Consider the following 24,499-nt stretch of genomic DNA (forward strand, 5'->3'; position numbering starts at 1 on the left):
CGGGATCACTAAGAAAGAAGACCGCTTCGCTGCGTCAAGCCGCCAGGACGACAGGTCAGCGGATTGCGCTGCCCGGCCGCCGGCAGCTACCTCAGCGTCTCCCAGGGTCGCACGACGAGCACCTCACTCGGAGCCCCACCGGCCTGCGGCTCCTGCACTTCACGGACAGCGAGGACCTCGGTCTATCCAGACTGTCTTGCCGGACGACGTCCATCCTCTTCGCCGACGATGGTCCCGGCAGCAGGACGCTGGCGGCCTACCAGCCATTTGCAGTCGCCTTCTTACATGCGACACCCAGGCACGCGCACGAGGCCCGCTTCCAACCTGCTGCCGCGCTTAGACATAGCAGGCAAGATGTAAAAGTGACGCTCACTTCCCACTCGACACTCCGGGATCGGCTCCTCACCTACCTTGCTGGAGTAGGAGGCTCCTCGACGAGGGCCCAAGCACTCGACGCACTCGACGTGCTTTACGCCGGCCAGTGGACAACAGAGGACATCTCACCCCAGAACACCAGGCAGTTCGAAACAAAGTGGCGAAATCGCGTCAGCTTTGAACGACAACGGCTGGTGGAACGCGGAGTGTTGCAGGCTCGTTCGGACGGCGTCTGGGCGCTAGCCGACGGCTTCGATCCCTCCCGCATAGACCTGCCACGACTGGCAGCTCGGAACGCTGAGATACGACGTCGCGAGGACATGTGGGTCGCCGCGAAGGCTGCTGGAGCCCCGGACGACATCCTCCCGAGGGCACTGGAACCGTTACACCTGCGAGCGGGTGGGCGCGGAATCTATGTCGACGTGGCCACAACGAAAAGTGCGATCGCCCCCGCTGGCGTTGCAGTCTCCTTTCTCGATCTCGGACAGGCCTACGCTAACGAGCGCAATGTACACGGAGTCATCTACCGGCTGCCGCGGACCACGCGTGAAGGTAGAGATCAGGCGGAAATTACGGCCACCGTTCGTGCTTACGAGCTGGCGATGCCGGTGTTCGTAATCCTGCCGGGTGCCCGACCGGCGTCCCGATCGGTCCGCCGCGCAGTCGTCGAGAGCGTCGACATTGCGCGGGGTTCGGTACTCATCACGTTCCTGGACGATGATCCGCTTCCGCCAGAGCCTGGGAATGATGAGAACGACGAGTTCGAGCTCGTCATCGATGACGTCGAGACTCGTTGGCAACGACGCAAAGCAAGACCGAACCAAGCGCGATTTGCATTTGCAGTACTGCAGAGGTACGGAGCTCGTTGCGCTGTGTGCGACCTCGACGCGGAGCCCGTCATCGAAGCCGCACACATCCGCGCTAAAGCCTTACAGGGCTCCGATGACGCCCGCAATGGGATCCCGCTCTGCAGCAATCACCACCGAATGTACGACGCGGGATGGTACGCCTTCGAACCCCTGACAACCGAGGTGGTGTTCAGGGCTCAGCAAAACAAGGGCCAGTCGCGGGTGATCCGGAGCAACCTCAGCCATCTCCCGCTTCAGCCCAGCAGGAAGGCTCTGGAGGATGCATGGGAACGTTGGTCTGCCACGTCCTAGCGGGGCGTCACCGATCAACGGCCACAGAAGCCGATGAGACACCCCTCCCTCAACACCTCGCATTGGCGGGCGATGTCTACCCGACCCTTAGCAGCGAAGTCGAGCACCTCGCGGGGCGCTCTCCAATCAGAATGGTCGTGCTGGATGGCCTGCACTCTGACATCTGCCGCCAAGAAAGCTATCCCCTTGACTAACCCCAGATGGGGCTCACCGGACATTGCGCGTAGACGCCGTTGAGCGCCGCCGCCCGGGCGGCGGCGGCGGCGTGGTCCGCGTACCGGGGCTCGGCAGCCGGCTGACGTATGAACTTGCTTGAGCGAATCACCCCTCGAGCGCCGATCCGCTTCCGCGCTCCGCTGCGTCGCACTGCTCTGTTTTTTCGACGCCTTCGGGTCCCCGAACCGGCCGGTGTGACGCCAACGCGATGCGCCACTCGATGCTCGCTCCGCCGCGCCAGCGTAACCGGGCGAGCCGCAGCGTCGCGAGCGGTGAAAGGCCGGCAGCGAGGAAGAGCGAGCACATCGGACTGAACGGCGAGGGACACCGGCCACGGTTGCGAGCTTGTCCGAGACGCAGCGGCACCTCCGAGGGGAATTGACGTTCCGGTCAGCCCAGGGCGCGGCCTGCACAGTCCGCGGAAGCGGTCGTGACCACAGCGTGGCGGACAATGACCAGAGCGAGATCAGCTGAGAAACTGATGGACCGCGGTCACCAGGCCACCACCGAGGCTGAGGAGCCCCACGCCTACCACGGCACATCCCGATTTCGCTGCCGCAGCTACTTGCTTCTTCCCGGCCGACGGCGCGGTTCCCGGCGCTTTCCTCGGGGTCGCCTCGGTCCGTTGCGGAGACGCCGAGCGAGGGAGTCCAGTGTAGGACGGTGGAACATCGTAGCTGGCCGCGGGTGCAACGAGTTGTGCCATTGTCCGGGCGTCACCATCCAAGTATGAATTCTCAACTTCGCTGGCCTTCGAAGCCTGCAGCACGACCTCCGCGGCAAGAGCTGAGCCTTTGAGGTGTGCCCATGCTGCGACGGTGAGGCCCTTCGCGGCGTGGTGGTCAACGAGCGCGAAGTAGTGCCGAGACGACTGAGTACTCAGCTCCCCAACCCGCTGCCCGTTCACACGTACTTCGATGAACTCGCGCTGCCCACCACGCGCCTTCTCCTCGCTTCCTCGATGCAGCGTTACCAGCAACAAAGACCGGTCCGCTTGACCGGCAAATGGAGCGAGAACGTCAAAGTGCTTTTCCTCACCCGTAACCTGCAACCCCGACCCCCAGGGCAGGATCGAGTACGGCTCGGATGGGCCGTCATTCAGCGGCACGATGAGGTGCGGTTCTGGAAGCGCTACTCGAACATTCGAGTGGAAGCGGGTTCCCTTGCCCTCCCAGTCATCGCGCAATACGCCCCAAACTCTTGCGGGAACGACCGCAGTCACTCCCGACGCGGCAAGTCGGTGCAGGATCGGAGCGAATGCTCGGGCGTCCGCGCGAGTCAGGTACCCCACTACCGCGCCCTGGACCCGTACGCTGATCGCGCGCGAATCATAGGGGTTGTCGGGCTCTGGAACAAGGAGCGCCTCGGTCTGTAACTCCTTGTCCTGGTCCTTGGCCAGGCGCCCAAGTAGGGCACGGATGGACGCTTCGTACTGCGACTCCCCTGCCACCTCGAGATTTGGCCACGTGGCGTTGGGGACGGCGTAGAGGGAACTGTTCACGACCTCACCATAGTGAGTCATGCCTCCCTTCAGCCGCCCCCAGCATTGGTGGCTTGTTCTGTGGACGGCGAGCTCGACTCACCCGTCCCGCATGGCCTCTCGCAGCCGCTCGCGCAAAGCTGGGTCTACGACGTAAACGTACGTCCCGAGCACTCCTCGCGTCATGAGGACCGCGTAGACGTTGGACACGAACCGAAGGATGTCGTCGTCCGAGTACGCGATACCGAGGCGCGGATTATTCTCCATGCCCTTCTTGTCGAAGTAGTTCGTCCGATCGAACACGATCCGCTGGGTCTCCGGATCGAAGCGCAGGTCCGGGCCGATGATGACTCCCGCGTAGTTCAGGTCGTAGCCCTGCACAGTGTGGATCGAACCGACTTGCTCCAACGCGCCCGCTGACGTGATCCAGTCCTTCTGCGTCTGGTTCCACCTCAGGCGTTGCCCGTCGATTTCGATGTCGTAGGCGTCCGCGTCGTTCTTGCTCTTCCATTCCCATGCGTACCCGGCCACGAGGCGTGCGAGCCCCACCTCGGCGTCGCGTGCACGGATTGCCTCGTGCATCTCCCCCAGGTCGTCGAAGAAGCGCAGCTCGTAGTCGCCGAAGTCCGCTCGCTCCCGCTGCTCACCACGGAGCAACCCGCGAACGAACGACACGTAATCCGAGCCACCTCGCACTCGCATCTGTGTGAAGAGCCGGTAGTGGCGATCCGCTTCGCGAGCCCCTGCGATGAGTGCCCTCTGCGTGCTCTGCGGGAGGTCGGCCGGTCGGACACTCTGGTCGGAGTCGATCAGGAAGATCTGGTGCCGACTCTGTCTACGGATCCAGTCGGCCTGGGTCAGGTGGTCCGCGTCCTCACCGAAGAGCTTCCGGTTGATCTCGCCGAAGTTCTTGTTCTGCATGCCGGAAGCTTGGTTGGCTCGATGATTCAACCGATGAGACTCGTCCACGACGAGCAGGTCCCATCGCTCATCGCTCTGCCCCACCTCGAACGGTGTCAGAACCATCCCCTTGTCGAGCCCCGGGGTCTTCGCAAAGATGCGTTTGAGCGATGCGCGCAGTGCCTGCTGCGGCACGACGAGCCCGAGCCGCGCGCTGCTCAAGCGGTTGCGATTCTCCTCGGTGAAGAAGTCGGAGAACAGCGCGTCGCTCTCGAGATCGTCGAATCCCTTTCCTGCAGCGATGTCACGGAGGAGCTTGAGGAGGTAGACCGCGACGATGGTCTTGCCCGTGCCGGGGTCACCCTGAACTGCGATCGGCGCAGCTGCATCGAGCTCCCAATCGTCGAACAGGCCCTCGAGGATGTCCTCCATCACGACCGCTTGATCACGATTGAGGGCCTTGAACGGTGACAGCTTGAAGAGTTCCCGGTTCTCGATCTCTGGCAAGCTCCGCGTGAACACATCCTGACGCCGCAGGGCATCGAAGATTTCCCGGAACGTCTCGCGGTAACGAGGCCGGTCGTAGTACTCGGCGTCGACGATCCCCTTGTTGCTGTTCAAGACCGTGTACTTGCCGTCTGCGGCGAGCAGAGCGATGAGTTGCGACTCAAGATCGAGGCAGACGGACTTGTTGAAGGTGTCATCGAGCACGAGGCGAACCGCCTTCAGCGCTCCGCGCTCAGGGGAGTCCAGGTGCTGACGCATGCGGGCGGCCGTGTTCAACGTCTCCCCGACGTAGACCCGTTTCCCGTCATCGAGGATGTACACGACCGGCCAGTTGATGAAGCGATGGTCGACGTCTCGCCAAGACCGAAGATGCTCGGCGGTGAAGGGCAGCTTCTCGATGTCAAAGCCGGTCATACTTGGTGCTCCGCCCTCGAGATCGCTCAACCGGGTACTTGGTCCGCGTCACGGCGAGCTTCTCCCGGATGAGAGCGTCGGGCGAGACACCGACCCGGTCGGCCAAGAGAAAACAGTACGTGAGGACGTCCGCAAGCTCGCCGCGCACCCGCGACTCGTCACCCTCCGCATCCCATTGGAAGCACTCGAGCAGCTCCGCCGCTTCGATCGAGATGCTCTTCGCGAGGTTCTCCGAGGTGTGGAACTGCGCCCATTCGCGTTCTCGGACGAACGCGCGGAGTTCTTCCTGGAGTTCGTCTTCGGCCATGCCGAGACGGTAGCAGCGCGGACGTCGCGGACAGCATCTCCGTTGAGCACCAGAGCGCAACTCACTTGCACCCCAAACGGGTACTGACCCCGCGCGCCCCACATCCACGAGGATGGTTCAGCACCGCACGCCCAGGGGACGACGCGCGCTGCGACGCACAGGATCCCCGGGGAACGCACCATGACGATGGCCGGAGAATCGGCAGGCGCTGAAGCCCGCCGCCAGCGAAGCCTCGCAGCCGAGCACCGCCGCCGCGCTGACGACGCCGAGCAACGCGCCTCCCGCTACGAGATCGCCGAACGCACCGAGAGCGAGACCGCTCGGATACTCGCCCCACTCGCCGGCATCGGCTACCACCTCCTCGCCGACCGCCGCTGGCCCGGCAGCCGCACCGCCCAGGTCGACATGGTCGTCGTCGGCCGCTCCGGCGTCTTCATCGTCGACACCAAGGCATGGCGCGACGTCGCCGTCCACAACGACCGCATCACCCGCGGCCAGGAGGACGTCACCGACGACATCGCCCGCCTCGCCGACCTCGCGTACAGCACCGAGGCCGCCCTCGTGGACATCGGTCTCGCGCCTGGCGAGGTCCACGCGGTCGCCGCCCTCGCCGGCCAGAAGAAGATGCACGCCAGGGTTGCCTCCGTCGACATCGTCGGCGTACACGACCTGATCGGACACATCACGAAGCGCGGCGCACGGCTCTCCGCGAAGCGCGTCGACGAGGTCCTCGCCGCGCTCCTCGAGCACTTCCCCGTCATCGGCGAGGCACCGGCGGCGGCGCAGCAGCTCGTCGTCCCCGCACCGGTACTCCCCCGTGAGCAGGTTCCGACGCTCGACGACGAAACAGTCGACCACCTCCTCGACGGCGTTCTCGAAGCACCCATCGAGGACTGGATGGCATTCCTCGACCCCGCTCAGGCCAAGCTCGTCCGCCGCAACTTCAACGGCCCCGCTCGCATCCGCGGTGCCGCCGGCACCGGCAAGACCGTGGTCGGCCTGCACCGCGCCGCCTACCTCGCGCGCGCCACCGGTGGTCGCGTCCTCTTCACCACCTACATCCGCACTCTTCCCGCGGTCCTCGAGTCACTGCTCGAGCGGCTCGCACCCGACATGGTCGGCCGCGTCGACTTCGTCAACGTCCACGCCTTCGCCAACCGTCTCCTGAAGGAGCGCGGGGTCACCTTCGCGATCGACACCCTGGAGGCACAGCGCGCGTTCTCCGATGCGTGGAACGTGATCAGCGCGTCCAGTCCGCTGAAGGCGGCGCGCTTCACGCGCCGCTACTGGGAGGACGAGGTCGCCTACGTCATCAAGGGTCGCGGTCTGACGCGCTTCGACGAGTACGCCGACCTCGCCCGCGTGGGCCGGAAGCACGCGCTGCCCGTCGAGGTCCGCCAGGCGGTCTGGGACCTGTACGAGGCGTACTCGTCGAACCTCCGCCGTCGGGGCGTCTGCGACTTCGAGGACACGGTGCTCCTCGCGCGCGATGCGCTCCGTGAACTGCCCCTCGACCGCTACGACGCGGTCATCGTCGACGAGGCCCAGGACCTGTCGTGCGCGATGGTCTCGCTCCTGCACGCCCTCGTCGGCGACCGCCCCGACGGCCTGACCCTGATCGGTGACGGGCAGCAGACGATCTACCCCGGCGGCTACACCCTCGGCGAGGTCGGCATCAGCCTCACGGGCCGCGGGGTCGTGCTCGACGTCAACCACCGCAACACCGCCGAGATCCTCGACTTCGCGAAGCAGATGGTGACGGACGACCAGTTCATGGACATCGAGGGCATCGACGGGGCCGGTGACGCGGTGTCTGCGGTGTCGCGCTCCGGCGAGCAGCCCGGAGTCCACCACTTCGCCGATCGTGACGCGCACGACGCAGCGTTGCTCGCGCGGGTCGAGCAGGTCCTCCGGCTCGTCGGGACGGGCCACGGCGACGTCGGGATCCTGACGGCGACGAACCCGCAGGCCGACAAGGTCCGGGCGGTGCTCGACGCGGCTGGTGTGCCTTCGGTTTCACTCAAGTACTACGCCGGCAAGAGCTCGAAGCAGATCCGGGTCGGCACGATCAAGCGCGCGAAGGGCCTCGAGTTCAAGCAGGTGCTCCTGCCCCACGTCCCGGCGAAGCTCCTCGCGGATGCGCCGGAAACCGAGTCGGTCGCAGATCGCGAACGGCGCGAGCTCGATCGGCGGGAGCTGTACGTGGGGATGACCCGGGCCCGTGACGGGCTGTGGGTCGGATCGCTCGGGAAGACCCGCGCGAGCCGCTGACCGACGGCCGGGCTCCCGCTACCGTCGGAGCACGCCGCATCCCCTCGTTCCACCAACGACACCTCGGAGCACGCCATGGCCGACAAGGCAGCACGCAACCGCATCGACGCCCTGAGCCAGGCAGCCATCGGCGTCACGGAACACCGGACCGCCGTGCAGGCAGCCGCCGATGCTGCCGTCGTCGCGCTCCGCCAACGGCGAGCGTCCGTCCACGTCGACGACGTTCGAGCCGATCTCGTCCCGCTCGTTCCGTCGGATGCCGACCTCGCAGCTGACCTGGTCCGCCGGCAGATGTTGCCGCGGGTCGACGCCGAGGCGAGCTCGGTCGTGCGCGTGCTGTCTGATGACGTCCCGAAGGCTCTCGAAGACGCGCGCCGTGGAACCGGCTTCACCGCCCTGTTCTCGGGCCGTGAGCGCCGCGAAGCGGCCGCTCGAGGCGATGCGTTCCTCGACCAGACGCTCGAGTGGTTGGACCGTACCGGAGCCGTGCAGCGCCTCCAGTCCGTCGACGACCGGCACGTCCCCAGGCCGGCCGTGCCGCTGGAGGCGCTGACCGACCCACGCGGGCCGCTGGCGACGGTCGCACCCGACCTGAGCGGTGGCGCCCCACTCGCACTCGACGGCATGGAGGAGCTTCCCGCGATCGTGACCCGACTCGCTGACGCGATCACGCGCGAACGCATCACCCACGCCGACGTCGTCGAAGCGGGCCGAGCGGACCGCGAAGCGGCAGCACAGTACGAGCTCGACCGCATGGACATCGATCGGCTCCGCGATGCGACCGGCGACCGCCTGCGTCTCGGAGCACTGCGCGACGCCGGGGTGAGCACCGTCGGTGCCGTGCTGCGGAACCCGGTGTTCCCCGGACAGTTCGCCGGGGTCGGCGAGGCGACGGCATCGCGAATCAACGGTGCCGCCCGCGCGCTGGAAGCGGCAGCGAGAGAGGACGCGGTCGTCCGCATCGACCCCGCACGGCATGACGACCAGTCGCTCGCGCTCGTCCGTGCCCTGCTCGAGTGGGAGGTCGCGAAGGCCGTCGTCGGCCCGCGCGAACAGAACCTCGTCGACGGACTGCGACCTCTGGCCACGATGATCGAGCGCGGCGCATCGATCGCACTCGTCATCCCGGACCAGCGCGCGGCGGACCCGACCGCAGTCCGTCAGACGATCCTCGCGGCGGCCGAGGATGCCTGGCATCGTGCGCAGCGCGTGGATGAGCGTGCTCGGGCGACACCGGGCGACCCGTGGCAGGACTTCCTGCAGCGGCCCGCCGCGTTCTTCGCCCTGCTCGACGAAGCCGGACTGACGAAGCCAGCGGGCGCTGCTGCCCGCGGCGACCTGGGCGACGAGTTGATCGCACAGGTGGAGGGCTTCTCGCTCGACACCTCGCGGCTGTCCGCGTCACTCCGCGGGTACCAGCGGTTCGCGGCGGCCTTCGCGCTCGTGCAGCAGCGGGTCGTCATCGGCGACGAGATGGGCCTCGGCAAGACCATCGAGGCACTTGCGACGATCGCACACGTCGCCGGCACGACACCCGGTCGGACTCCGCACTTCCTCGTGGTCTGCCCGGCGGCCGTCGTCGCGAACTGGGTCCGTGAGGCCGAGCGGCACACTGACGTCCGCGCCTTCCGGCTGCACGGTCCGGCTCGACTGCTCGGTTTGCGGCTCTGGACGGACGAGGGCGGCATCGGCGTCACGACGTACGAGACGCTCGAGTGGCTCCGCACCCGTGTGCCCGAGGAGCTGCGGTTCGCCTCCGTCATCGTCGATGAGGCGCACTACGTCAAGAACCCCGAGGCGAAGCGCACGATGAACACACGTGCGCTGCTCCGGCGAACGGATCGAGCGATCCTGATGTCGGGCACACCGCTCGAGAACCGCGTCGACGAGTTCCGGGTGCTCATCGACCACATCCGACCGGACCTCGTGGTGGACCAGTCCGACGACAGCCCGATGCTGTTCCGGAAGCAGATCGCGCCGGTGTACCTGCGCCGTCGTCAGGAGGACGTGCTCACCGAGCTCCCGGAGCTGGTCGAGGTCGAAGAGTGGACCGACCTGACGGACACCGAGGCAGCGCAGTACGCCGACGCAGTTGCCGCAGACGACTTCCACGCGATGCGTCAGCTCGCGATGCTCGGCGGCACACAGTCGAGCAAGGTCGAGTCGCTCGTGGAGATCGTCGACGAGGCGCGGGCCAACGGCCGGAAGGTGCTCGTCTTCTCGTACTACCGCTCCGTCCTCGCCGCGGCTGTCCAGGCCGTTGCTGACGGCGGCGCGGTGTTCGGTCCCCTCACCGGGAGCACGCCCGCCGCGGCACGCCAGGACCTCGTCGACGAGTTCGCCGCCGCCGAACCAGGAGCGGTGCTCGTCGCGCAGATCGAGGCTGGCGGCGTCGGTCTCAACATCCAGGCCGCATCGGTCGTCGTGATCTGCGAGCCCCAGCTCAAGCCGACCACTGAATGGCAGGCAATCGCCCGGTCGCGGCGGATGGGGCAGCTGCAGTCGGTGCAGGTCCATCGGTTGCTGTCCGAGGACGGCGTCGACGCCGCACTGGTGCGGATGCTTGCACGGAAGGCGCAGACGTTCGAGGACTTCGCGGCGGTCAGCGAAACGGCCTCGGCGTCGGCGCAGGCGGTGGACGTGTCGGACTCGAAGCTGATCGCGCAGGTGTTGCGAGAGGAGCGGGAGCGACTCAACGTCTCGGAGCTGGTTCCCGAGCGAGCTGACGAGGGCGCCGGCGCCGGCGCCGTATGACTCAAGGCTGGCTCCGTAACGTCTCTCGTTCGTGCAACCATGTGCTTCATCACCGCGTACCCGAGCGCGGCTCAAGACGAAGGACCCCGCGATGACCGACATCGAGGCCCCTGACGAGACCCTCGAAGCAGAGGTCCCAGCCGAGGAGGCGACCCGGGAGATCGCCAAGGCCGTCACCGGCCGACGCGCGCTCGCCCGTCAGTACGTGAAGTGGCTCCGGCGACGGAACCCGTCGGCGACGCCGACTGAGATCGTGCAGATGCTCGAGCGTCACTACGTCACCTCGATCACCACCGCTGGTGCGGCGATCACGGTCGGCTCGATCGCCGCTGACATCGCGATCGCGTCGATCCCGATTGCCGGCCCTGCCGTCGCCGGAGCGAAGAGCGCCGGCGCACAGGCTGCGAAGACGGGCACGAAGGTGGCCCTGAAGACTGCCGCGAAGAACGCGGCACGCACGGGTGCCAAGGGCGCCGCGGCGCGACTGCTCCCCGCCGGTGACCAGCAGCTGCAGTTCGAGATCACCGCCGTCTTCGGTCTCGCTGTCGCTGACCTGCACGGCATGGACCTCGACAAGGACCAGGCTCAGGCGCTCGTCCTCGGCCTGACCAACGAGCGGGTCAGCCAGCAGCAGATCGCAGCCATGGCGACCGATGTCGCCGAGGTGACATCCGAAGGCACCGTCTCGACCGGCCAGAAGATCGCCGCTGGTCGCGACGACTGGTCGCATTGGGCGACCACGTTGTCGGATGCGCTCCCGGGCGGCGCCGCGCAGAGCCTGATGCGCACGATCCAGACCGGTGAACTCGATCCGGTCCGAGAGGGGCTCACGGGCAAGCAGCGTGCCTCGATCAAGTACGGCGTCGGCGCAGTCACTGGTGGGGTCGCGCGCTTCGTCTTCGGACGCGACGTGGTCAAGTCTGCGAAGACTGCGTTCCCCGAGCCGCCGGCGGAGTTCCCGGATCACCTCGCCCTGACCGTGAAGACCGACGGTGACGACGAAGAGTCTGACAACCGCGCCCTCGCCGCTCTCGAGGACGCCGCTCGGTCGACCGGCACGTGGGTCAGCGGGGCTGCGGGCGCCGTCGGCTCCGGCGTGTCGAGCGCGGCGAGTGGTGCGACGCGGGCGTTCCGCCGAGTCGACCGGGACGGCGATGGCGAACCGGACGAGGCGCAGGCGCTCACTGCGGTGAAGAACGTCGGCGGCAAGGTCGCGGGGGCCGCGGACGCCGTCGGAGGCCGAGTCGCGGGGCTGTTCAAGTCCAAGAAGAAGAGCGACGGAGAATGAGCGCGCTCCCCTCGGCCGCTCGGCCCGAGGACGTGCTCGCTCGAGCCGTCGGGGACGCGGTCCAGGTCCTGGATAAGCAACTTCGCCGGGCAGGCGCAGCGGACGTACCGAACGCGCCGGGGCTCTACGCAATCTGGGCGGACGGGGCCGTGACCGAGCAGCTCGGCATCGGCTCGCAAGGCCGCGCAGCGCCGATCTACATCGGCAAGGCAGAACGGAGCCTGCGCGACCGTGACCTCCGCGCCCACTTCGGCGTCGACGGCGCGAAGGTGCGGTCCGGCTCGTCGACGCTCCGCCGCTCGTTGTCGGCGCTCCTCGCCGATGAACTCGAGCTGCGGCCCGTCCCGAGGGGCAAGACTGCGAGTGACGCGTCGAAGGGCTTCTCGCTGCATCCGGAGGACGAGGGACGCCTGTCCACGTGGATGCAGGACCGGCTCGAACTCGCGACCTGGGCGCTCCCTGTGGGGCTGGGCATACGCCTCGGGAACGTCGAATCGCGGGTCATCCGACACTGGGATCCTCCGCTCAACATCGTGCACGCACCGACTTCTCGGACGGCGCTGCGTGCGGCGCGGGCGGCATTGCGCTCCAGAGCACACGACACGATCCCCTGAAGGCGGTCGGGGTGTTCGGCGCCAGTCGAGGCTGATCTCCGCGGCTGGTCGGGACCGAACGATCCGGACTATCGCCGCGTTCAACCCAATGGTCGATCGTCGGCGGGACCGTCGATGCGCTCGTAGGCGGCCGCGACCTGGGCGGTCACGTCGACCCCAGCCCCCTGCACCTGCCGTACGAGGATCGCGTACGAGTTCGTGTGCTCCACACGCCGTCCGAGTGCTTCCGTCTCCGCCCGGCCGACCTGGCGTGCCCACGCGAGGTCGTAGGTCGACGCGTCGAACACCAGGAACAGCGCCGCGTCGAAGTCCCACGACCGGAACGCGGAGAACGTCTGCGACCGCTTGTCGTCCGGCCGCACAAGTCGTGCCTTCACCTGTAGCCGCAACCCGTCGGCGGTCTTGAGGTCGAAGCTCTTCTCCGAGTTCGGAGCGAGCTCGCCGCCGTAGGCGCGAAGAGCCAGACTCTCCGCGAGGTCACCGAGCGGTGAGTTCCGTGTCCGGATCAACCCGCGCCGCAACAGTTCGTCGATGACCGCCACCGAGGAGGCGAGGAGCTGCCGCACCGTCAGTGCGGCCGGGTCGAATGGTGGTCGGTGCGCAGACATGCTGCGAGCCTACGAACTGACCAGGCTCGGACGGGAGGCACGCTGCGCCCTGGTACCGCGCCTCCCGTCCGTCGCTGATCACCGCACCGCGGCCGTAGCCCACAGATGCCGCGCTCTTCCCGCAACCCGGGCTCCGACCGGCCGGCACAGCACGACGGCGATCAGAGCGATGCAGACGAACTCGATGACGACGTGCAGCAGGAGCGGGATGGGGTACCAGTTCCCCGTGAGCCAGAGCACGCCGCCGACGACGAGCCCGATGCCGAGCACTCGCCACGATGCACGTCTGATCGTTCGCGCTGCGATGACACCGACCACGATCACCAGGAGCGGTACGGCAAGCGCCAGCGCCGTGACCGCCCAGGCGACGATTCCCTCGGAGGCGCCCACGAGGCCCCGGCCGGCCACACGGACGACGAGGTGCAGGAGCAGCACAACCGTGCTCAGTTGCACCTCACGACTGCCGCGACGCAGCGTGAGCAGGCCGATGCTCAACAGCACGGCACTCACGAGTGCGACGACGAGTGGGACCGATCCGACGAAGAGGCCACCGACCGTCAGCCTGCACAGGTCCTCGGCGGCGAGCACCGCGACCCCGATGCTGCCCGCGGCAAGCGCGAGCCGTGACCCGGTTTCCCTGGTCATCAGCGCTCCTCAACACTCGTCGGGGAGTGCGAGAGCCTCCGAGCCGCGTCGGCGCAGAGGTGTTTCACCTGCGGTCCGAACCGGGAGAGCATCGAGGGCCATCGGTCCTCGTCGCGCTCTGCTCGTACCTTGGCGATCTCGTCCTCGGGAACGACCGACCGGATCTCGCCAGCAACCGAGGGAAACAGCTGCTCGTAGTACTGCGCATCAGCCTTCTCGGTCTTCTCGCGTCGGATCCGCCGCGACATCTCGTCGACGGCGAAGCGCGCGCAGGTGGTGAGGTACTCCTCACGCTGCGTGGGTTCAGCGCCGTGACGATCAAGGAATGCGATCTCGGGGTCGTCCGCAGGGGCCGAGATCTTGGAGACCACTTCCTCGGGCCCGACGATGATCCAGTGATCTCCTCGTCTGCCGGCCCGCCCGGAGCCGAGAGTGTCGGACCACTCGTCGACCAGTTGGTCAACGGCCTCGCTGTGCGAGTAGACGCGGATCGAGGTCGTCGATGTGCCTGCGACGCAGTCGTAGCCACGCATCGTGTCCCAGGAGACCAGGTCGTCCCGGTACACGTCCCGGTCGTTGCACGGCACCTGGTCGACCAGGGCCCGAACAACGTCGTCGAGCCATGAGACCGGTTCGACTCTCCCCACCGGCGTCGCACTCGCAGTGGGAGTCGGCGATCCCGTCGCTGGCGACGCACAGGCCGCTGTGGACAGGACCGCGAGCGCGGGAAGGATCAGAACCACGCTGATCCGACCGGTTCCACTCCTCCTCATCCCCACTGCACACCGGCGACACCCGACGCAGTCATCCCCTTGATCTGCTTCGTCGCGGAGACGTTGCCCCAGTGGACGCTGACGCCGCGACGGCCGGTCCCACACCCGGCTTGGGTCCAGGTGGTCTGAGCCCGCGAGTTGAAGCCCTTCGCCCACACGCACACTCCGACCTGCCCTCGGTCGCGGTACCAGCTGTAGGTCAGCGTGGTGTTCTTGCTGGCGCCGATGATGCCGCATCCCGGCACGGACAGCTGCATCGTCGGGATCGCGGCGAAGGCACGATCGTGGCACGGGTTTCCGCGGCTGATCGGGTTGCCGTCCTCGTCCACCCGCACCGCGTCAGCGGGGTTGAACGCCGGGTCGACGATCGTGCTCTGGCCGGTGGCCTCGGTCGGCGTCGCTGCCGAGGCGGGCTGCGACACCACCAGTGGTGCGGCCAGCAGGACCGGGAGGGACAGCGCGGTGACGGAGCGACGGAGGATGTGCATCGTGTTCTTTCCTTCTCTCGAGGTCAGGATGACCGGACCCGAGAAAAGTAGCAGTGGTACACAGAATGCGAACGAGTAATATACCAACTGTCTGCGATCGCAACGCAGCCCCGATCGGATCGAGTGAAAGCGGTCAGACCGCCCCCGCCACCGCCAACTGCCCCCGCACCATCACCGCATCCGCCGCCGGCGGCCTCCCGTACGCCTCCCGGTAGTCCCGCGAGAAGTGCGACGCACTCCGGAACCCCACCGCCGCCGCAGCCCGCGCCGCCGTGTCCCCGTGCACCACCATCCGCCGCCGCGCCTCCCCCAATCGCGTCCGCTTGAGGTACTGCGCCGGCGTCATCCCCGTCGCCTCCTTGAACCGGGCGAACAACGTCGACTCGCTCACCCGCAGTTCCCGTGCGAGCCGTTCCATCGACCACCCCTCGGCCATCCGTCCGGTGAGCAGCGCCGTGGCTCCGGCGACCACCGAGGGCCCGGTCCCGTCGAGCGCCGCCGTGATCCGCGGCGCCTGCTCGGTCTGCAGCAACCGCAGCACGATCCCCCGAGAGACCAGCGGGAAGAGCACGGGGACGTCCTCCGGGGCGTCGAGCAGCCCGATCAGCCGGGCGAACGCGTCCGCGAGCGGCTCCGTCCAACTCCCCAGCCGAGGCAACGACGACACCGCACCGGACGGCGACGAACCCGGAGCAACCGCAGCCGCAACCGCCGCGGCAGCCGGCACCGACATCGACGCGACGACCTCCCCGACCACCACCGGGTCCAGTCGCCAGACCACCGCGACGAACCCGTCCTCCCCCGCTGCGTCCACGACCCCGGCGACGACCGGCAGGTCCACCGGCGTGATGATGAACCGCTCGCGGCCCCACACCTGGTCGTCGTCCCCGACGATCGAGCGCTTCCGCCCCCGCAGCACGACCGACAACCACGGCTCGTAGCGTCGGTCGAACAGCCCGGTCGGCTCGTGCACCTTCGACACGGTCAACCCGAGGGTCTCCGCGTGGTGCGCCGTTCCCGCTCGGGCGACGGCGTCCTGCCGGTCCTTCCCGGGGACCGCCGCATGCGCGGACGCGGTCGCCGCCGCACGGTCGAGGTGCTGCGCGATCCGGTCGTCCACATCGTCACGCTACCCACGGGACGGAGACCGCGACAGCGCTCCGAGGTCCTGCTGCGGGATCCGGCAACGTCCTCGTGGATCCGGGCAAGCCGCGGCAACCGAAGACGCCGGACCATCGAGGCATGACCACCACACCGAACGACCAGACCCCATCCCGGACCGCCCTCGTCACCGGCGCCTCGAGCGGCATCGGCGAGGCCATCGCCCGCGAACTCGCCGCCGCCGGCCTGACCGTCGCCGTCCACGGCCGAGACGAGCAGCGCACCCGCGCCGTCGCCGAGGACATCGAGCACCAGGGCGGGCGCGCCGTCGCCCTCACCGCCGACCTGTCGCAGGGCCCCGACGTCGTGCGCGCACTCGCCGCCGAGGCCCGGGACCAGCTCGGCGGCCACATCGACGTCCTCGTGAACAACGCCGGCGTCTACCCGGGAGGGCCCACCGAGTCCCTCGACGACGACACCGTCGACGCCCTGCTCGCCACGAACATCCGCGCACCCCACGTCCTCGTCGCGGCCCTCGCCCCAGGCATGGCGGAGCGCGGCGGCGGCCACATCGTCAACATCGGCTCGTGGATGGCCCGTGTCGGCGTCCCCTTCATGGCCCTCTACCCCGCCACGAAGGCCGCCGTCGAACAGCTCACCCGCGCCTGGGCCGCCGAGTACGGCCACCGCGGCATCCGCGTCGTCACCGTCGCCCCGGGAGCGACGGCGACCCCGGGCAACGCCGACTCGGCCGACGTCCTCGCCGCGATGACGCAGGGCACCCCTGCAGGCGTCCCGGTGCAGCCGGTCGACATCGCCCGCGCCGAGCGCTGGGTGGTCTCAGACCAGGCCGCGTTCGTCACCGGCGGCACCATCGACGTCGACGGCGGGATCGCGTCGACGCGGATGAGCTGACCGCAGCCGAGCGGCTGACGGAACCACGTGACGGACGGGAGGCGCGGTGCCAGCTGGCACCGCGCCTCCCGTCCGTCACCGCTCAGGTCGCCGCGCGATCGCCACCGTCGGTCTGAAGGGGTACGAGCCACGGCTCGATCCGGACGAGCTGCTCCCAACCCGCCCCGAACACGGCGTCGATCTCCTCGACCGGCAGCGGGAACAGCGTGCCGACGAACGCCTCCCACCCGTGCGCGTCGAGCTCGCCCGCTCGCACCTCGTAGGGCTGCCACCCCTCGGGCACGAGCTCGAGGAGATCCGTCGCGTCGTCTCGCCGATCGGCCACGACCGCCTTGCCCGACACGGAGGTCTGGGCCGCCTGCAGGAAACGCACGACCCGCCCGATCGACCCACTGTCGGGAACAGGATGCACGAGCTCGATCTCAGCGGAGGCCCTGCCGCGGCGGACCAGCGGCGGACCTGCCGTCGCGTCGTCAATGATCGCGAACCACGTCTGCGGCGGAGCATCGGCATCTCGTCGCGCGACGCCCCCGGTCGGTTCAGCGACGAGGACGCCCTCTCGAGGGACGACGAACACCTCTCCCACGTACCGACTCATCAGACCCATTGTTGCCGGTGGGTGCACGGCCACCAAGGGCCGCACGAGGTATTGATGTTTCAACCCCGAGTCAGTACAACTGAGACAGATGCCGCGGCCGACGACCACGGCTCGACGACCGACCACCAGGAGACCCACATGCAGCCCCTGCGCCTCACCTTCGTCGTCGTCGGATCAATGGTGGGCAGTGTCGTGACACTCGCCACTGCGATGATCGTGACGACGGCCCTCGCTGCGATCGGCGGCGCGACCACCACAGTCCCCGGTCTCATCGACGCCACGCCCGGCGACGGACCTACGCTCGCGACGGCGTCGACGGGCGATGCCACCACGGTCTGGTTCATCGCCGTCACGCTCGCGTTCGTCACGGCCGACCTGCTCGTGATCCGGCGGCGTCGAAGCAGGACAAGTCGCGAGGCTGCAACAAAGGCACGAAGTCACTCCTGAGCACGGCGGAGGCCACAACTCGATGAACGCTCTCCAGAGACACGGAGCGACGGCACTCGTCGTCGCCGCTGCGCTTCTCACGGGCGGCTGCGCGGGCCAGCCAGGAACTCCACAGACCACACCGACAATCACTCGATCGGAATCGCGCATGACCCCGGACGAAGTTCGCAGCGAGAGCCTGACGATCGTCGAGAAGCTCCGCGCACTGGATGAAGCGGCCCTACCGGAGCTGCGGCAGCCGACCGCGACCGAGTGCGGACCACGCTCCGACGAAGGAGTGCAGTTCAGCTGGTCGGTCGAAGGCAAGTCACCCTCCGACCCGCAGGCCTACATCGACCGCGCCGAGGCCGTGCTCAAGGAGAACGGCTACTCCACGCACCGGACCACGACCTCGCTGAACGACGGCCGACCCCTGCACTACCTCGGCGCCGACGGCGACGGACGCCCGAAGATCGGGTTGGGCTCCAGCGCCCTGAACACCGTCCTCCAGCTCTCGTCGGACTGCGCCGACGGCAATGCCAGCGACTTCGGGTGAGCCCTGCACCGGCGCACTCGTCCTGACGGGCGACCCACGCTCAGCCGTGGCGGACGAACCTCGGCCCCTCGTACCCGTCCCGCGACACGTGCGCCGTGAATTCGGCAAGCGACCGCACCCAGTGCCCCTGCTCCCCGTACAGCGCCTGGTACACGACGACCGGCTCCTCGGTCTCGACGTCCCTCGCCACGAGGACCACCTCGTACTCCCCGCCCTTGAAGTGCCGGTACCGCCCAGGCATCACGTCGCTGCTCACCCGCACGATCGTAGGGCTCCTCGCGGGCGCCGCCAGCCGTCGAGGGGTGACCACCCGTCGGACGGGAGGCACACAGCAGTCCGCCACCGCGCCTCCCGTCCGCCACCCGGTCACGTCCGATCCGACAGACCAGCACCGCCGGTCCTGCTTGACTGGACACACCAGGGGGAACAACGGCGGGCGCTGCGCGCCGCAGCTCAACCGCACGAGGGGGAACGACATGACCACGCTCAGCACCCGCGAGCGAGACCGGCGCGGCGGACGCATCGTGCTCGCCGTCCTCGCGCTCATCGCCGCGGCCGTCTCGGTCTGGTTGCACTTCCACACCGGCACGATCCGGCCGTCTGCGTTCTGGGTGCCGACGCTCGTCGGGCTGGCGTACGGAAGTGTCGTGTGGCCGATCGGTCAGCGTCGCGGCTCCGGGTGGTGGCCCAACCTGGTGTGGGTCGGATTCCTCGGCGTCTTCTTCGTCCTGCTCGCGAGCAAGACGTTCTCCGCGCCGGCATGGTTCCTCGCCGTCCTCGTCGGGGCGCTGCTCACCGAGGCCGTCCACCCAGCGAAGCGTGCCGCACCGTCCGCGGTCGCGAAGCTCCCCCTCGACCAGGTCCGCCCCTGGTCCGGCTCCGGCGTCACCGCGGCGGTGACCGAGCGCCCCTTCGGGCAGCCGCGCGCGAGGCCAGCCGTCCTCGTGACCACACAGGACGGGAGCACCGTCTTCCTCGTGATGGACCTCGCAGCGTTCTTCGACGGCGAGACCGGCATCGCGGAGTCCGCGAACGGGGAACAGCTGACGTTCCTCTCGCGCAAGGGTGTGGCGCCGAGGTCGTCCGTGCTCGACGATGCGACGCCGGGGCTGGCAGACGGGACGCTGTTCCTCTTCACCGGCCGACAGGACGCCCGGCCGTCCGCCGTGTTCAGCAACGAGGACGCGCTCGCCTTCGAGCAGTGGGTCCGGACGATCCCGGAGGACTGAGGGGGCGAGCGGAGGACCCGTTCGGTACGGTGGCCCTCGGAGGGGGAACGATGAGCGACAGCATCAACACGTGGGGTGGCACGGAGGCGAAGGCGGACGGCGAGCCGCTGTTCGTCGTCCAGCGGCCGAGGTTCCCCCAGCAGATCCTCATCGTGCTCGGCGGAGCCGCAGTCGTCTTCGGGCTGCTCGGAACCGTGATCGAGCAGTTGGTCGTCTCGGGCGCGGACAGCACCGCGTTCGTGCTGATCGGCCTGGTGGGTGCCTTGTTCCTCCTGATCGGTCTCGCACTGGCAGCCGGACGCGTGACCGTGTTCGACCGGCACTACCTCGTGAAGTCCGGCTTCGGGAAGGCCCGTCGTCGCGAGGTCGACGACATCCACGTGCTCCGGTACGGGACGCAGTCGGCCGGCGGTGGGCCGACCTTCATCAGCCTGACCGCGTGGAACGACCGCAAGAAGAAGCAGTTCACGGTCTTCACGAACTTCCGCGGGTACGACGAGTTCACGGCGTGGTTGGCGGAGCGGCGACCCGAGCAGTGGACGGAGTGCGAGCGGCTCGGGCTACCGGAGTGAGCAGCGGCTTCGGTCGTTCCTGCACAGCCGGCAAGCGGCGCACCTCCCCCACATCGTCGTCGTCCGCGACCGCGATCACGCCTCGGCACGACAGGCTCGAGTGGTGGAGCAGTGGGAAGCCGACGACGCACGCCGTCGCCACATGGCCCGCTTCGGCCGGCGTGACACGGCACCCGAGCTCGCACTGCGCCGGGAGCTGCACCGCCGCGGCCGTCGGTTCTTCGTCGACCGGCAGGTGAGCCGCCGGTGCCGTGTCCGCCCGGACCTCGTGTTCCCACGCGCCCGGATCGCGGTCTTCGTCGACGGCTGCTTCTGGCACCACTGCGAGGAGCACGTGCAACTCCCGAAGGCCAACGCCGAGCTGTGGCGACGGAAGCTGCTGGCGAACCGGCAGCGCGACGCCCGGAACCAGGCCATCCTGACGGCTGAGGGCTGGCGGGTCCTCCGCTCGTGGGAGCACGACGATCCCGCAGCAGTCGCAGATCGCGTCGAGGACGAGCTCGACCGCTGGGCCGCCGTCGTCGGCCGACCGCAAGGGCGGAGACGACCGTGAGCGAAGGACGAATCGACGGACGGGAGGCGCGGGGCCCCCTGGCACCCCGCCGCCCGTACGGAAACCGGTCGCGACCGCGACCCGCACTCACCAGGTGAGCACGAACCGCCCCCGCGTCCCGCCGGCCTCCAGCCGCTCGTGCGCCTCCGCAGCGCGCGACGCGGGCAGCACCTCGGCGACCCGCGGCACGAGCACCCCGTCCTCCACCGCCTGCCGCAGCTCCTCGAGCAGGTCGAACGACGTGTACTCGGAGAACACCATGATCCGCTCGAACCGGATCCCGCGAACACCGTTGCCCTCCCAGCCCCGCACGTCCGCGAAGAACCCGCCGTCGCGCACCGCGTCGACGACCTCGTCCCGCTGCACCGCGGCATCGGCGAGCGCGTCGACGCCGTCCGGCACGATGCCGCGCACGGCTGCGGCGAAACCGTCCCCGCGGCGCACCATGTGGTCCGGCCCGAGGGACCGCACGAGGTCCTCGTCCTTCGGCGCTGCGTCGGCGATGACCGTGATGCCCCGCTGCTTCGCGAGCTGCACGACGTAGTTGCCGAGCAGCCCCGCGGATCCGGTCACGGCGAGTGTGTCGCCCTGCGAGAGCTCCGCGCGGGCGAGGATCTGCAACGCGGTCAGGCCGTTCATCGGGACGGTCGCGGCTTCCTCGATCGACAGCCCCGCCGGGATCCGTGTGAAGGACCCGACCGGCGCGACGAGGTGCTCCACGTAGGCGCCGCCGTGCTCGGAGAGCGGCAGGGCCATCGCCATCACCTGGTCCCCGACCTGCCAGCCCTCGACGTCGTCGCCGACCTCGTCGATGACGCCGGCGGCGTCCATGCCCGGCACGTACGGCGGCGAGGCCTCGGACGAGTCACGCTGCCCTGCGCGCACGCCGGTGTCCGTGGGGTTCACGGCGAACGCCTGCACCCTGATGCGGACGGTGCCGGAGCCGGCGTGGGGCTCCGGGACCTCGTGGACGGCGAGGGCTTCGGGCCCTCCGAACGTTTCGACTCCGACGACCTTCATGTCCCCCGGTCTACCCGCCCCCGGGTCCGTGGACTCAGCGGACGTTGCAGGAGCGAACAACCGCTCGGGTACCGTCAGCCGCCCGTGTCGACCAGGCAGGGCGATCCGAGTTCGACGCGGTCAGCGCTGTACAGGTCGACGGAGACCCCCTGGTCACGGTCGAGCATCACGACGCCCCCGCCCACGAACCGGGTGCCGACCGCGAAGTCCTCGGCCTGCAGGAACCGGACCGCCGGTGCGATGGCAGCCTTCGTCTGCTCGGGCGTCCCAGCCGAGTCGTCGGCGCCGGGACCACGCCAGGAGTAGTGGACCAGGACGCCGTCGTCGGAGTTGTCGAGCCGACACGGCCGGACGTCGACGCTGACCTGGTCGTCGGTCGGTGCCTCCTGTCCGAGCGCGTCGACGACCCGTCCTCCCAGCGCGACGAGTCCGGCCCCCGCCTGCTCGGGCGTCCGGCTGGTCTCGAGTGCGGTCGGCGGTGCTGCCCGTCGCGCTGCGTCAGCCTGCGCCTCGCCCACGGACAGCAGCGCGAAGGGCACCATCGTCAGCATCGCGACCGCGCCGAGCGCCCCGCAGACGGCGATGCCGGCAGCGGCCCCGGTCCGCCCTCGCTTCGCGGCGATCACCAGGGAGACGATCGCGGTCGCCGGGACGAGCACCGCGATGAGTCCACCGGTGACGAACGCCGCGGCGAGGCCCTGCACGGTGGCCCGCTGCTCGACCGTCGGCGCCGCCGTCGTCGCGATCGCGTACACGATGACGAGGCTCCCGACCACGAACGCCAGGATGCTCCCCGCGATCCACGCACCGCTCGGCGCCCGTCGCGACGGGGTGGTCCGAGCGCCCGGTCCCGGCTGGCTCCTCGGTGCCGGCCGGCTGTCCCGCGTCGTTCATCCGTCCCCCTCGCTCGTCGAGCGCCCCGCCTCCACGCTACCGAGGGATCGGCGCTCCGGCCGCGCTCCCAGACTGCACCGCCAAGCTCGAGCACAGGGGGGTCCACATGCACGAACACCGCCGCCACTGGCCGTGGCCCGTCGTCCTGCTCGCCGGCGCGCTGATCGGCGCCGCCGAACCGTTCGGCATCATCGGTGAGGCCTGGATCGCCGACCCGACCGTCGACGAGCCGATCGTGACCCCGACCGACTGGTGGCCGCCGGACTCGTCGTTCCTCGGCCTGCTCGCCGTGCTCGGTGTCCCCCTCGGAGCAGTCCTCGGCGTCCTGGTCGCGGCGACGCTGTTCGCGCTCGCCCGGGTCGTCGACGATGCGCTCGGTGTCCTGCCCGCGGCCGTGGTCTGCGGTGTGCTCGCGGCGGGTGTGGCCGGGTTCCTGGGCCTGCCCCTCGCCGCCGTGGTGCAGCCACCACCGGTGACGATGCCCCTCGTCCTCACCGCCGCAGGTCTCGCCGGCTTCCTCCTGACCGCGGGGGCGCTGGGGACCCTCCGCCGACCCGTCGCGAACGACTGACACCCCGAGCCGATCGCCACCGCTCAGTTCCACGTCCGCATCGCCACGACCACCGCGACCGGCAACGACACCGCGAGCACGATCCCCACGACGATCGCCAGTGCCCGCGCCACCCGGATCCCCTGCTGCCCGACCCAGATCAGCAGCAGGATCGCCGCCAGGTAGAGCGGCGGCACGAACAGCAGCGGCACGAAGCCGAGCCCGGTCCACTCGACGAGAGCGCCCGCGAGCAGCTCGTACACGGTGCACCCGGCGGCCACCACGAGTGCGACCCACACGCTGACCGGTGCCCGACGTCCCGGCGCCGCGGCCGTCACGCGCTCACGCATCGTCGTCGTACCCGTCGCCGGGCCCTCCGGCCAGGCAGGTCGTCTCGATCATCACGTCACCCGAGGTCCGGGTCACGCCCGCGTTCCCCTCCGCGAGCCAGTCGTCACCGACCGCCCTGATGTCCCACCCGAGCGGATCGGCGTCACGGAGCCCGGCGTCGAGGAAGACCTCGCGGACCGGAGCCAGACGCGCTTCGGCCTGGTCCTGGGGCAGGAGGTCGGCCTTGCGATCCGCCTCGGTCTGCGGCTCGTCGTCCGCGTCGGCATCGGCGGGGAAGGACCACCGCCACGTGTACTCCGTGCCCCGCTCGAGGTTCGACAGCGAGCAGCCGCGTGGGAACTGCACGACGTCACCGGTCTCCGGGTCACCGCCCATCGCCCGCACTGCGCGCTCCCCCACGGCCGCGAGGTCCCGCTCGGCCTGCGCCGGCGTCCGACTCGTCTCGGTCGCGGTCGGCGGCTGCGCCCGCTGCTCCTCCTCCGCCGCCCAGCTCTGCGCGACCCGCGTCGTCGGGTACCCGAGCGTCACGGCCGCGAGGACCACGAACACCGCACACCCGATCGGCCCGACCAGCGTCACCGACCGGTCGCGCCGACGCTGCACCAGCAGCAGGACCAGTCCGGTCAGCGGCACACCGGCGCACACGACCGTGACGACGATGCTCCCCCCGGTCTGCCCCGAGAGCGTGTGGGTGGAGTTCCCCGCGCCGTTGTACCCGGCGAGCGCGACGAGCAGCCACGCGATCCACCCCGCGGGCAGCAGCAGCCCGCTCGCCACGATCCACCAGATGCCGTTCCGCCGCCTCGGCGGCGACCACGCGACGTCGTCGACCATCGATCCCCCGTTCCCCACGACCACACCGTACCGACCGGCCGGGAGGCACGTGACCAGCCCGCCCCGCGTCTCCCGTCCGCACGCACCGGCCGGGAGGCCC

General features: G+C 69.1%; 26 protein-coding genes. 12 read left to right on the forward strand and 14 right to left on the reverse strand.

The annotated features are described in order from the left end of the window. Positions 1–362 precede the first annotated feature (362 nt). Positions 363–1,535 (forward strand): HNH endonuclease, encoded by a 1,173-nt coding sequence (locus M3677_RS18380; RefSeq protein WP_251160171.1) that lies wholly within the window; start codon positions 363–365, stop codon positions 1,533–1,535. A gap of 682 nt (positions 1,536–2,217) precedes the next feature. Here the strand turns inward: M3677_RS18380 and M3677_RS07620 are convergent. From M3677_RS07620 to M3677_RS07630, 3 genes are all read right to left on the reverse strand, one after another. Continuing rightward, positions 2,218–3,252, reverse strand: coding sequence for an HIRAN domain-containing protein (locus tag M3677_RS07620; RefSeq protein ID WP_251160172.1), 1,035 nt, complete (start codon positions 3,250–3,252; stop codon positions 2,218–2,220). 78 nt (positions 3,253–3,330) lie between these two features. Continuing rightward, positions 3,331–5,052: a DNA/RNA helicase domain-containing protein gene (locus M3677_RS07625; RefSeq protein ID WP_251160173.1), complete on the reverse strand. Its 1,722-nt coding sequence runs from the start codon at positions 5,050–5,052 to the stop codon at positions 3,331–3,333. Beyond that, the gene (locus M3677_RS07630) at positions 5,039–5,359 is read right to left on the reverse strand and encodes a nucleotide pyrophosphohydrolase (protein WP_251160174.1); all 321 of its coding nucleotides are present in this window, start codon (positions 5,357–5,359) and stop codon (positions 5,039–5,041) included. The genes M3677_RS07625 and M3677_RS07630 overlap by 14 nt, the downstream gene beginning before the upstream one ends. Positions 5,360–5,539: 180 nt before the next feature. Between M3677_RS07630 and M3677_RS07635 the strand changes: the two genes are divergently transcribed. From M3677_RS07635 to M3677_RS07650, 4 genes are all read left to right on the forward strand, one after another. Further along, positions 5,540–7,630 (forward strand): nuclease-related domain-containing DEAD/DEAH box helicase, encoded by a 2,091-nt coding sequence (locus M3677_RS07635; protein WP_251160175.1) that lies wholly within the window; start codon positions 5,540–5,542, stop codon positions 7,628–7,630. Positions 7,631–7,705: 75 nt separating this feature from the next. Then, positions 7,706–10,384 carry a DEAD/DEAH box helicase gene (locus M3677_RS07640; protein WP_251160176.1) on the forward strand — a complete coding sequence of 893 codons (2,679 nt, stop codon included), beginning with the start codon at positions 7,706–7,708 and terminating at the stop codon, positions 10,382–10,384. Positions 10,385–10,475: 91 nt separating this feature from the next. Next, positions 10,476–11,672 carry a hypothetical protein gene (locus M3677_RS07645; protein WP_251160177.1) on the forward strand — a complete coding sequence of 399 codons (1,197 nt, stop codon included), beginning with the start codon at positions 10,476–10,478 and terminating at the stop codon, positions 11,670–11,672. Further along, positions 11,669–12,286: a GIY-YIG nuclease family protein gene (locus tag M3677_RS07650; protein WP_251160178.1), complete on the forward strand. Its 618-nt coding sequence runs from the start codon at positions 11,669–11,671 to the stop codon at positions 12,284–12,286. The genes M3677_RS07645 and M3677_RS07650 overlap by 4 nt, the downstream gene beginning before the upstream one ends. Before the next feature lie 80 nt (positions 12,287–12,366). On the opposite strand, the gene M3677_RS07655 is transcribed toward M3677_RS07650, so the two are convergent. From M3677_RS07655 to M3677_RS07675, 5 genes are all read right to left on the reverse strand, one after another. Then, complete coding sequence (locus tag M3677_RS07655) at positions 12,367–12,894, reverse strand: hypothetical protein (protein WP_144411271.1); 528 nt, start codon at positions 12,892–12,894, stop codon at positions 12,367–12,369. Positions 12,895–12,972: 78 nt separating this feature from the next. Next, entirely contained in the window at positions 12,973–13,482 is a 510-nt protein-coding gene (locus M3677_RS07660) for a hypothetical protein (RefSeq protein WP_144411270.1), read from the reverse strand. Positions 13,483–13,538: 56 nt separating this feature from the next. Then, positions 13,539–14,282, reverse strand: a complete 744-nt coding sequence (locus M3677_RS07665) for a hypothetical protein (RefSeq protein WP_144411269.1) — start codon at positions 14,280–14,282, stop codon at positions 13,539–13,541. 26 nt (positions 14,283–14,308) lie between these two features. Next, positions 14,309–14,800, reverse strand: a complete 492-nt coding sequence (locus M3677_RS07670) for a hypothetical protein (protein ID WP_066653513.1) — start codon at positions 14,798–14,800, stop codon at positions 14,309–14,311. A 133-nt stretch (positions 14,801–14,933) separates the two neighbouring features. Beyond that, positions 14,934–15,920: an AraC family transcriptional regulator gene (locus tag M3677_RS07675; protein WP_251160179.1), complete on the reverse strand. Its 987-nt coding sequence runs from the start codon at positions 15,918–15,920 to the stop codon at positions 14,934–14,936. A gap of 122 nt (positions 15,921–16,042) precedes the next feature. Here M3677_RS07675 and M3677_RS07680 point away from each other — a divergent pair, with 122 nt between their 5' ends. Further along, positions 16,043–16,816 (forward strand): SDR family NAD(P)-dependent oxidoreductase, encoded by a 774-nt coding sequence (locus M3677_RS07680; protein ID WP_251160180.1) that lies wholly within the window; start codon positions 16,043–16,045, stop codon positions 16,814–16,816. Positions 16,817–16,898: 82 nt separating this feature from the next. Here M3677_RS07680 and M3677_RS07685 read toward each other — a convergent pair whose 3' ends face one another. Further along, positions 16,899–17,522 carry a hypothetical protein gene (locus M3677_RS07685; protein ID WP_251160181.1) on the reverse strand — a complete coding sequence of 208 codons (624 nt, stop codon included), beginning with the start codon at positions 17,520–17,522 and terminating at the stop codon, positions 16,899–16,901. 30 nt (positions 17,523–17,552) lie between these two features. Between M3677_RS07685 and M3677_RS07690 the strand changes: the two genes are divergently transcribed. Continuing rightward, positions 17,553–17,861, forward strand: coding sequence for an LPXTG cell wall anchor domain-containing protein (locus tag M3677_RS07690; RefSeq protein ID WP_251160182.1), 309 nt, complete (start codon positions 17,553–17,555; stop codon positions 17,859–17,861). A 148-nt stretch (positions 17,862–18,009) separates the two neighbouring features. Further along, positions 18,010–18,396 (forward strand): hypothetical protein, encoded by a 387-nt coding sequence (locus tag M3677_RS07695; RefSeq protein ID WP_144411268.1) that lies wholly within the window; start codon positions 18,010–18,012, stop codon positions 18,394–18,396. A gap of 40 nt (positions 18,397–18,436) precedes the next feature. On the opposite strand, the gene M3677_RS07700 is transcribed toward M3677_RS07695, so the two are convergent. Further along, positions 18,437–18,652: a DUF1653 domain-containing protein gene (locus tag M3677_RS07700; RefSeq protein ID WP_235426534.1), complete on the reverse strand. Its 216-nt coding sequence runs from the start codon at positions 18,650–18,652 to the stop codon at positions 18,437–18,439. Positions 18,653–18,872: 220 nt separating this feature from the next. On the opposite strand from M3677_RS07700, the gene M3677_RS07705 reads away from it, so the two are divergent. From M3677_RS07705 to vsr, 3 genes are all read left to right on the forward strand, one after another. After that, positions 18,873–19,625: a hypothetical protein gene (locus M3677_RS07705; protein ID WP_251160183.1), complete on the forward strand. Its 753-nt coding sequence runs from the start codon at positions 18,873–18,875 to the stop codon at positions 19,623–19,625. A gap of 50 nt (positions 19,626–19,675) precedes the next feature. Beyond that, entirely contained in the window at positions 19,676–20,197 is a 522-nt protein-coding gene (locus M3677_RS07710) for a hypothetical protein (protein ID WP_251160184.1), read from the forward strand. 103 nt (positions 20,198–20,300) lie between these two features. Next, positions 20,301–20,750, forward strand: a complete 450-nt coding sequence (gene vsr, locus M3677_RS07715) for a DNA mismatch endonuclease Vsr (RefSeq protein ID WP_251160185.1) — start codon at positions 20,301–20,303, stop codon at positions 20,748–20,750. Between the two features lie 87 nt (positions 20,751–20,837). On the opposite strand, the gene M3677_RS07720 is transcribed toward vsr, so the two are convergent. Both M3677_RS07720 and M3677_RS07725 read right to left on the reverse strand, forming a co-directional pair. Then, complete coding sequence (locus M3677_RS07720) at positions 20,838–21,770, reverse strand: NADP-dependent oxidoreductase (RefSeq protein ID WP_251160186.1); 933 nt, start codon at positions 21,768–21,770, stop codon at positions 20,838–20,840. A gap of 74 nt (positions 21,771–21,844) precedes the next feature. Next, positions 21,845–22,546 (reverse strand): hypothetical protein, encoded by a 702-nt coding sequence (locus M3677_RS07725; RefSeq protein ID WP_251160187.1) that lies wholly within the window; start codon positions 22,544–22,546, stop codon positions 21,845–21,847. A gap of 224 nt (positions 22,547–22,770) precedes the next feature. Between M3677_RS07725 and M3677_RS07730 the strand changes: the two genes are divergently transcribed. After that, positions 22,771–23,235: a hypothetical protein gene (locus M3677_RS07730; RefSeq protein WP_251160188.1), complete on the forward strand. Its 465-nt coding sequence runs from the start codon at positions 22,771–22,773 to the stop codon at positions 23,233–23,235. A 23-nt stretch (positions 23,236–23,258) separates the two neighbouring features. On the opposite strand, the gene M3677_RS07735 is transcribed toward M3677_RS07730, so the two are convergent. Both M3677_RS07735 and M3677_RS07740 read right to left on the reverse strand, forming a co-directional pair. Beyond that, a complete protein-coding gene (locus M3677_RS07735; RefSeq protein WP_251160189.1) occupies positions 23,259–23,564 on the reverse strand; it encodes a hypothetical protein in 306 nt (101 codons plus the stop codon). Continuing rightward, positions 23,557–24,417 (reverse strand): hypothetical protein, encoded by an 861-nt coding sequence (locus tag M3677_RS07740; protein ID WP_251160190.1) that lies wholly within the window; start codon positions 24,415–24,417, stop codon positions 23,557–23,559. The genes M3677_RS07735 and M3677_RS07740 overlap by 8 nt, the downstream gene beginning before the upstream one ends. Positions 24,418–24,499: the final 82 nt, after the last annotated feature.

Source organism: Curtobacterium sp. P97 (assembly GCF_023712445.1).
GTDB lineage: Bacteria > Actinomycetota > Actinomycetes > Actinomycetales > Microbacteriaceae > Curtobacterium.

Coding starts and splice junctions, on each gene's coding strand:
- M3677_RS07625 (WP_251160173.1), bottom strand. CDS start 5,052: ATGACCGGCTTTGACATCGAGAAGCTGCCCTTCACCGCCGAGCATCTT.
- M3677_RS07630 (WP_251160174.1), bottom strand. CDS start 5,359: ATGGCCGAAGACGAACTCCAGGAAGAACTCCGCGCGTTCGTCCGAGAA.
- M3677_RS07635 (WP_251160175.1), top strand. CDS start 5,540: ATGACGATGGCCGGAGAATCGGCAGGCGCTGAAGCCCGCCGCCAGCGA.
- M3677_RS07640 (WP_251160176.1), top strand. CDS start 7,706: ATGGCCGACAAGGCAGCACGCAACCGCATCGACGCCCTGAGCCAGGCA.
- M3677_RS07645 (WP_251160177.1), top strand. CDS start 10,476: ATGACCGACATCGAGGCCCCTGACGAGACCCTCGAAGCAGAGGTCCCA.
- M3677_RS07650 (WP_251160178.1), top strand. CDS start 11,669: ATGAGCGCGCTCCCCTCGGCCGCTCGGCCCGAGGACGTGCTCGCTCGA.
- M3677_RS07655 (WP_144411271.1), bottom strand. CDS start 12,894: ATGTCTGCGCACCGACCACCATTCGACCCGGCCGCACTGACGGTGCGG.
- M3677_RS07670 (WP_066653513.1), bottom strand. CDS start 14,800: ATGCACATCCTCCGTCGCTCCGTCACCGCGCTGTCCCTCCCGGTCCTG.
- M3677_RS07680 (WP_251160180.1), top strand. CDS start 16,043: ATGACCACCACACCGAACGACCAGACCCCATCCCGGACCGCCCTCGTC.
- M3677_RS07690 (WP_251160182.1), top strand. CDS start 17,553: ATGCAGCCCCTGCGCCTCACCTTCGTCGTCGTCGGATCAATGGTGGGC.
- M3677_RS07695 (WP_144411268.1), top strand. CDS start 18,010: ATGACCCCGGACGAAGTTCGCAGCGAGAGCCTGACGATCGTCGAGAAG.
- M3677_RS07705 (WP_251160183.1), top strand. CDS start 18,873: ATGACCACGCTCAGCACCCGCGAGCGAGACCGGCGCGGCGGACGCATC.
- M3677_RS07710 (WP_251160184.1), top strand. CDS start 19,676: ATGAGCGACAGCATCAACACGTGGGGTGGCACGGAGGCGAAGGCGGAC.
- M3677_RS07720 (WP_251160186.1), bottom strand. CDS start 21,770: ATGAAGGTCGTCGGAGTCGAAACGTTCGGAGGGCCCGAAGCCCTCGCC.
- M3677_RS07730 (WP_251160188.1), top strand. CDS start 22,771: ATGCACGAACACCGCCGCCACTGGCCGTGGCCCGTCGTCCTGCTCGCC.
- M3677_RS07735 (WP_251160189.1), bottom strand. CDS start 23,564: ATGCGTGAGCGCGTGACGGCCGCGGCGCCGGGACGTCGGGCACCGGTC.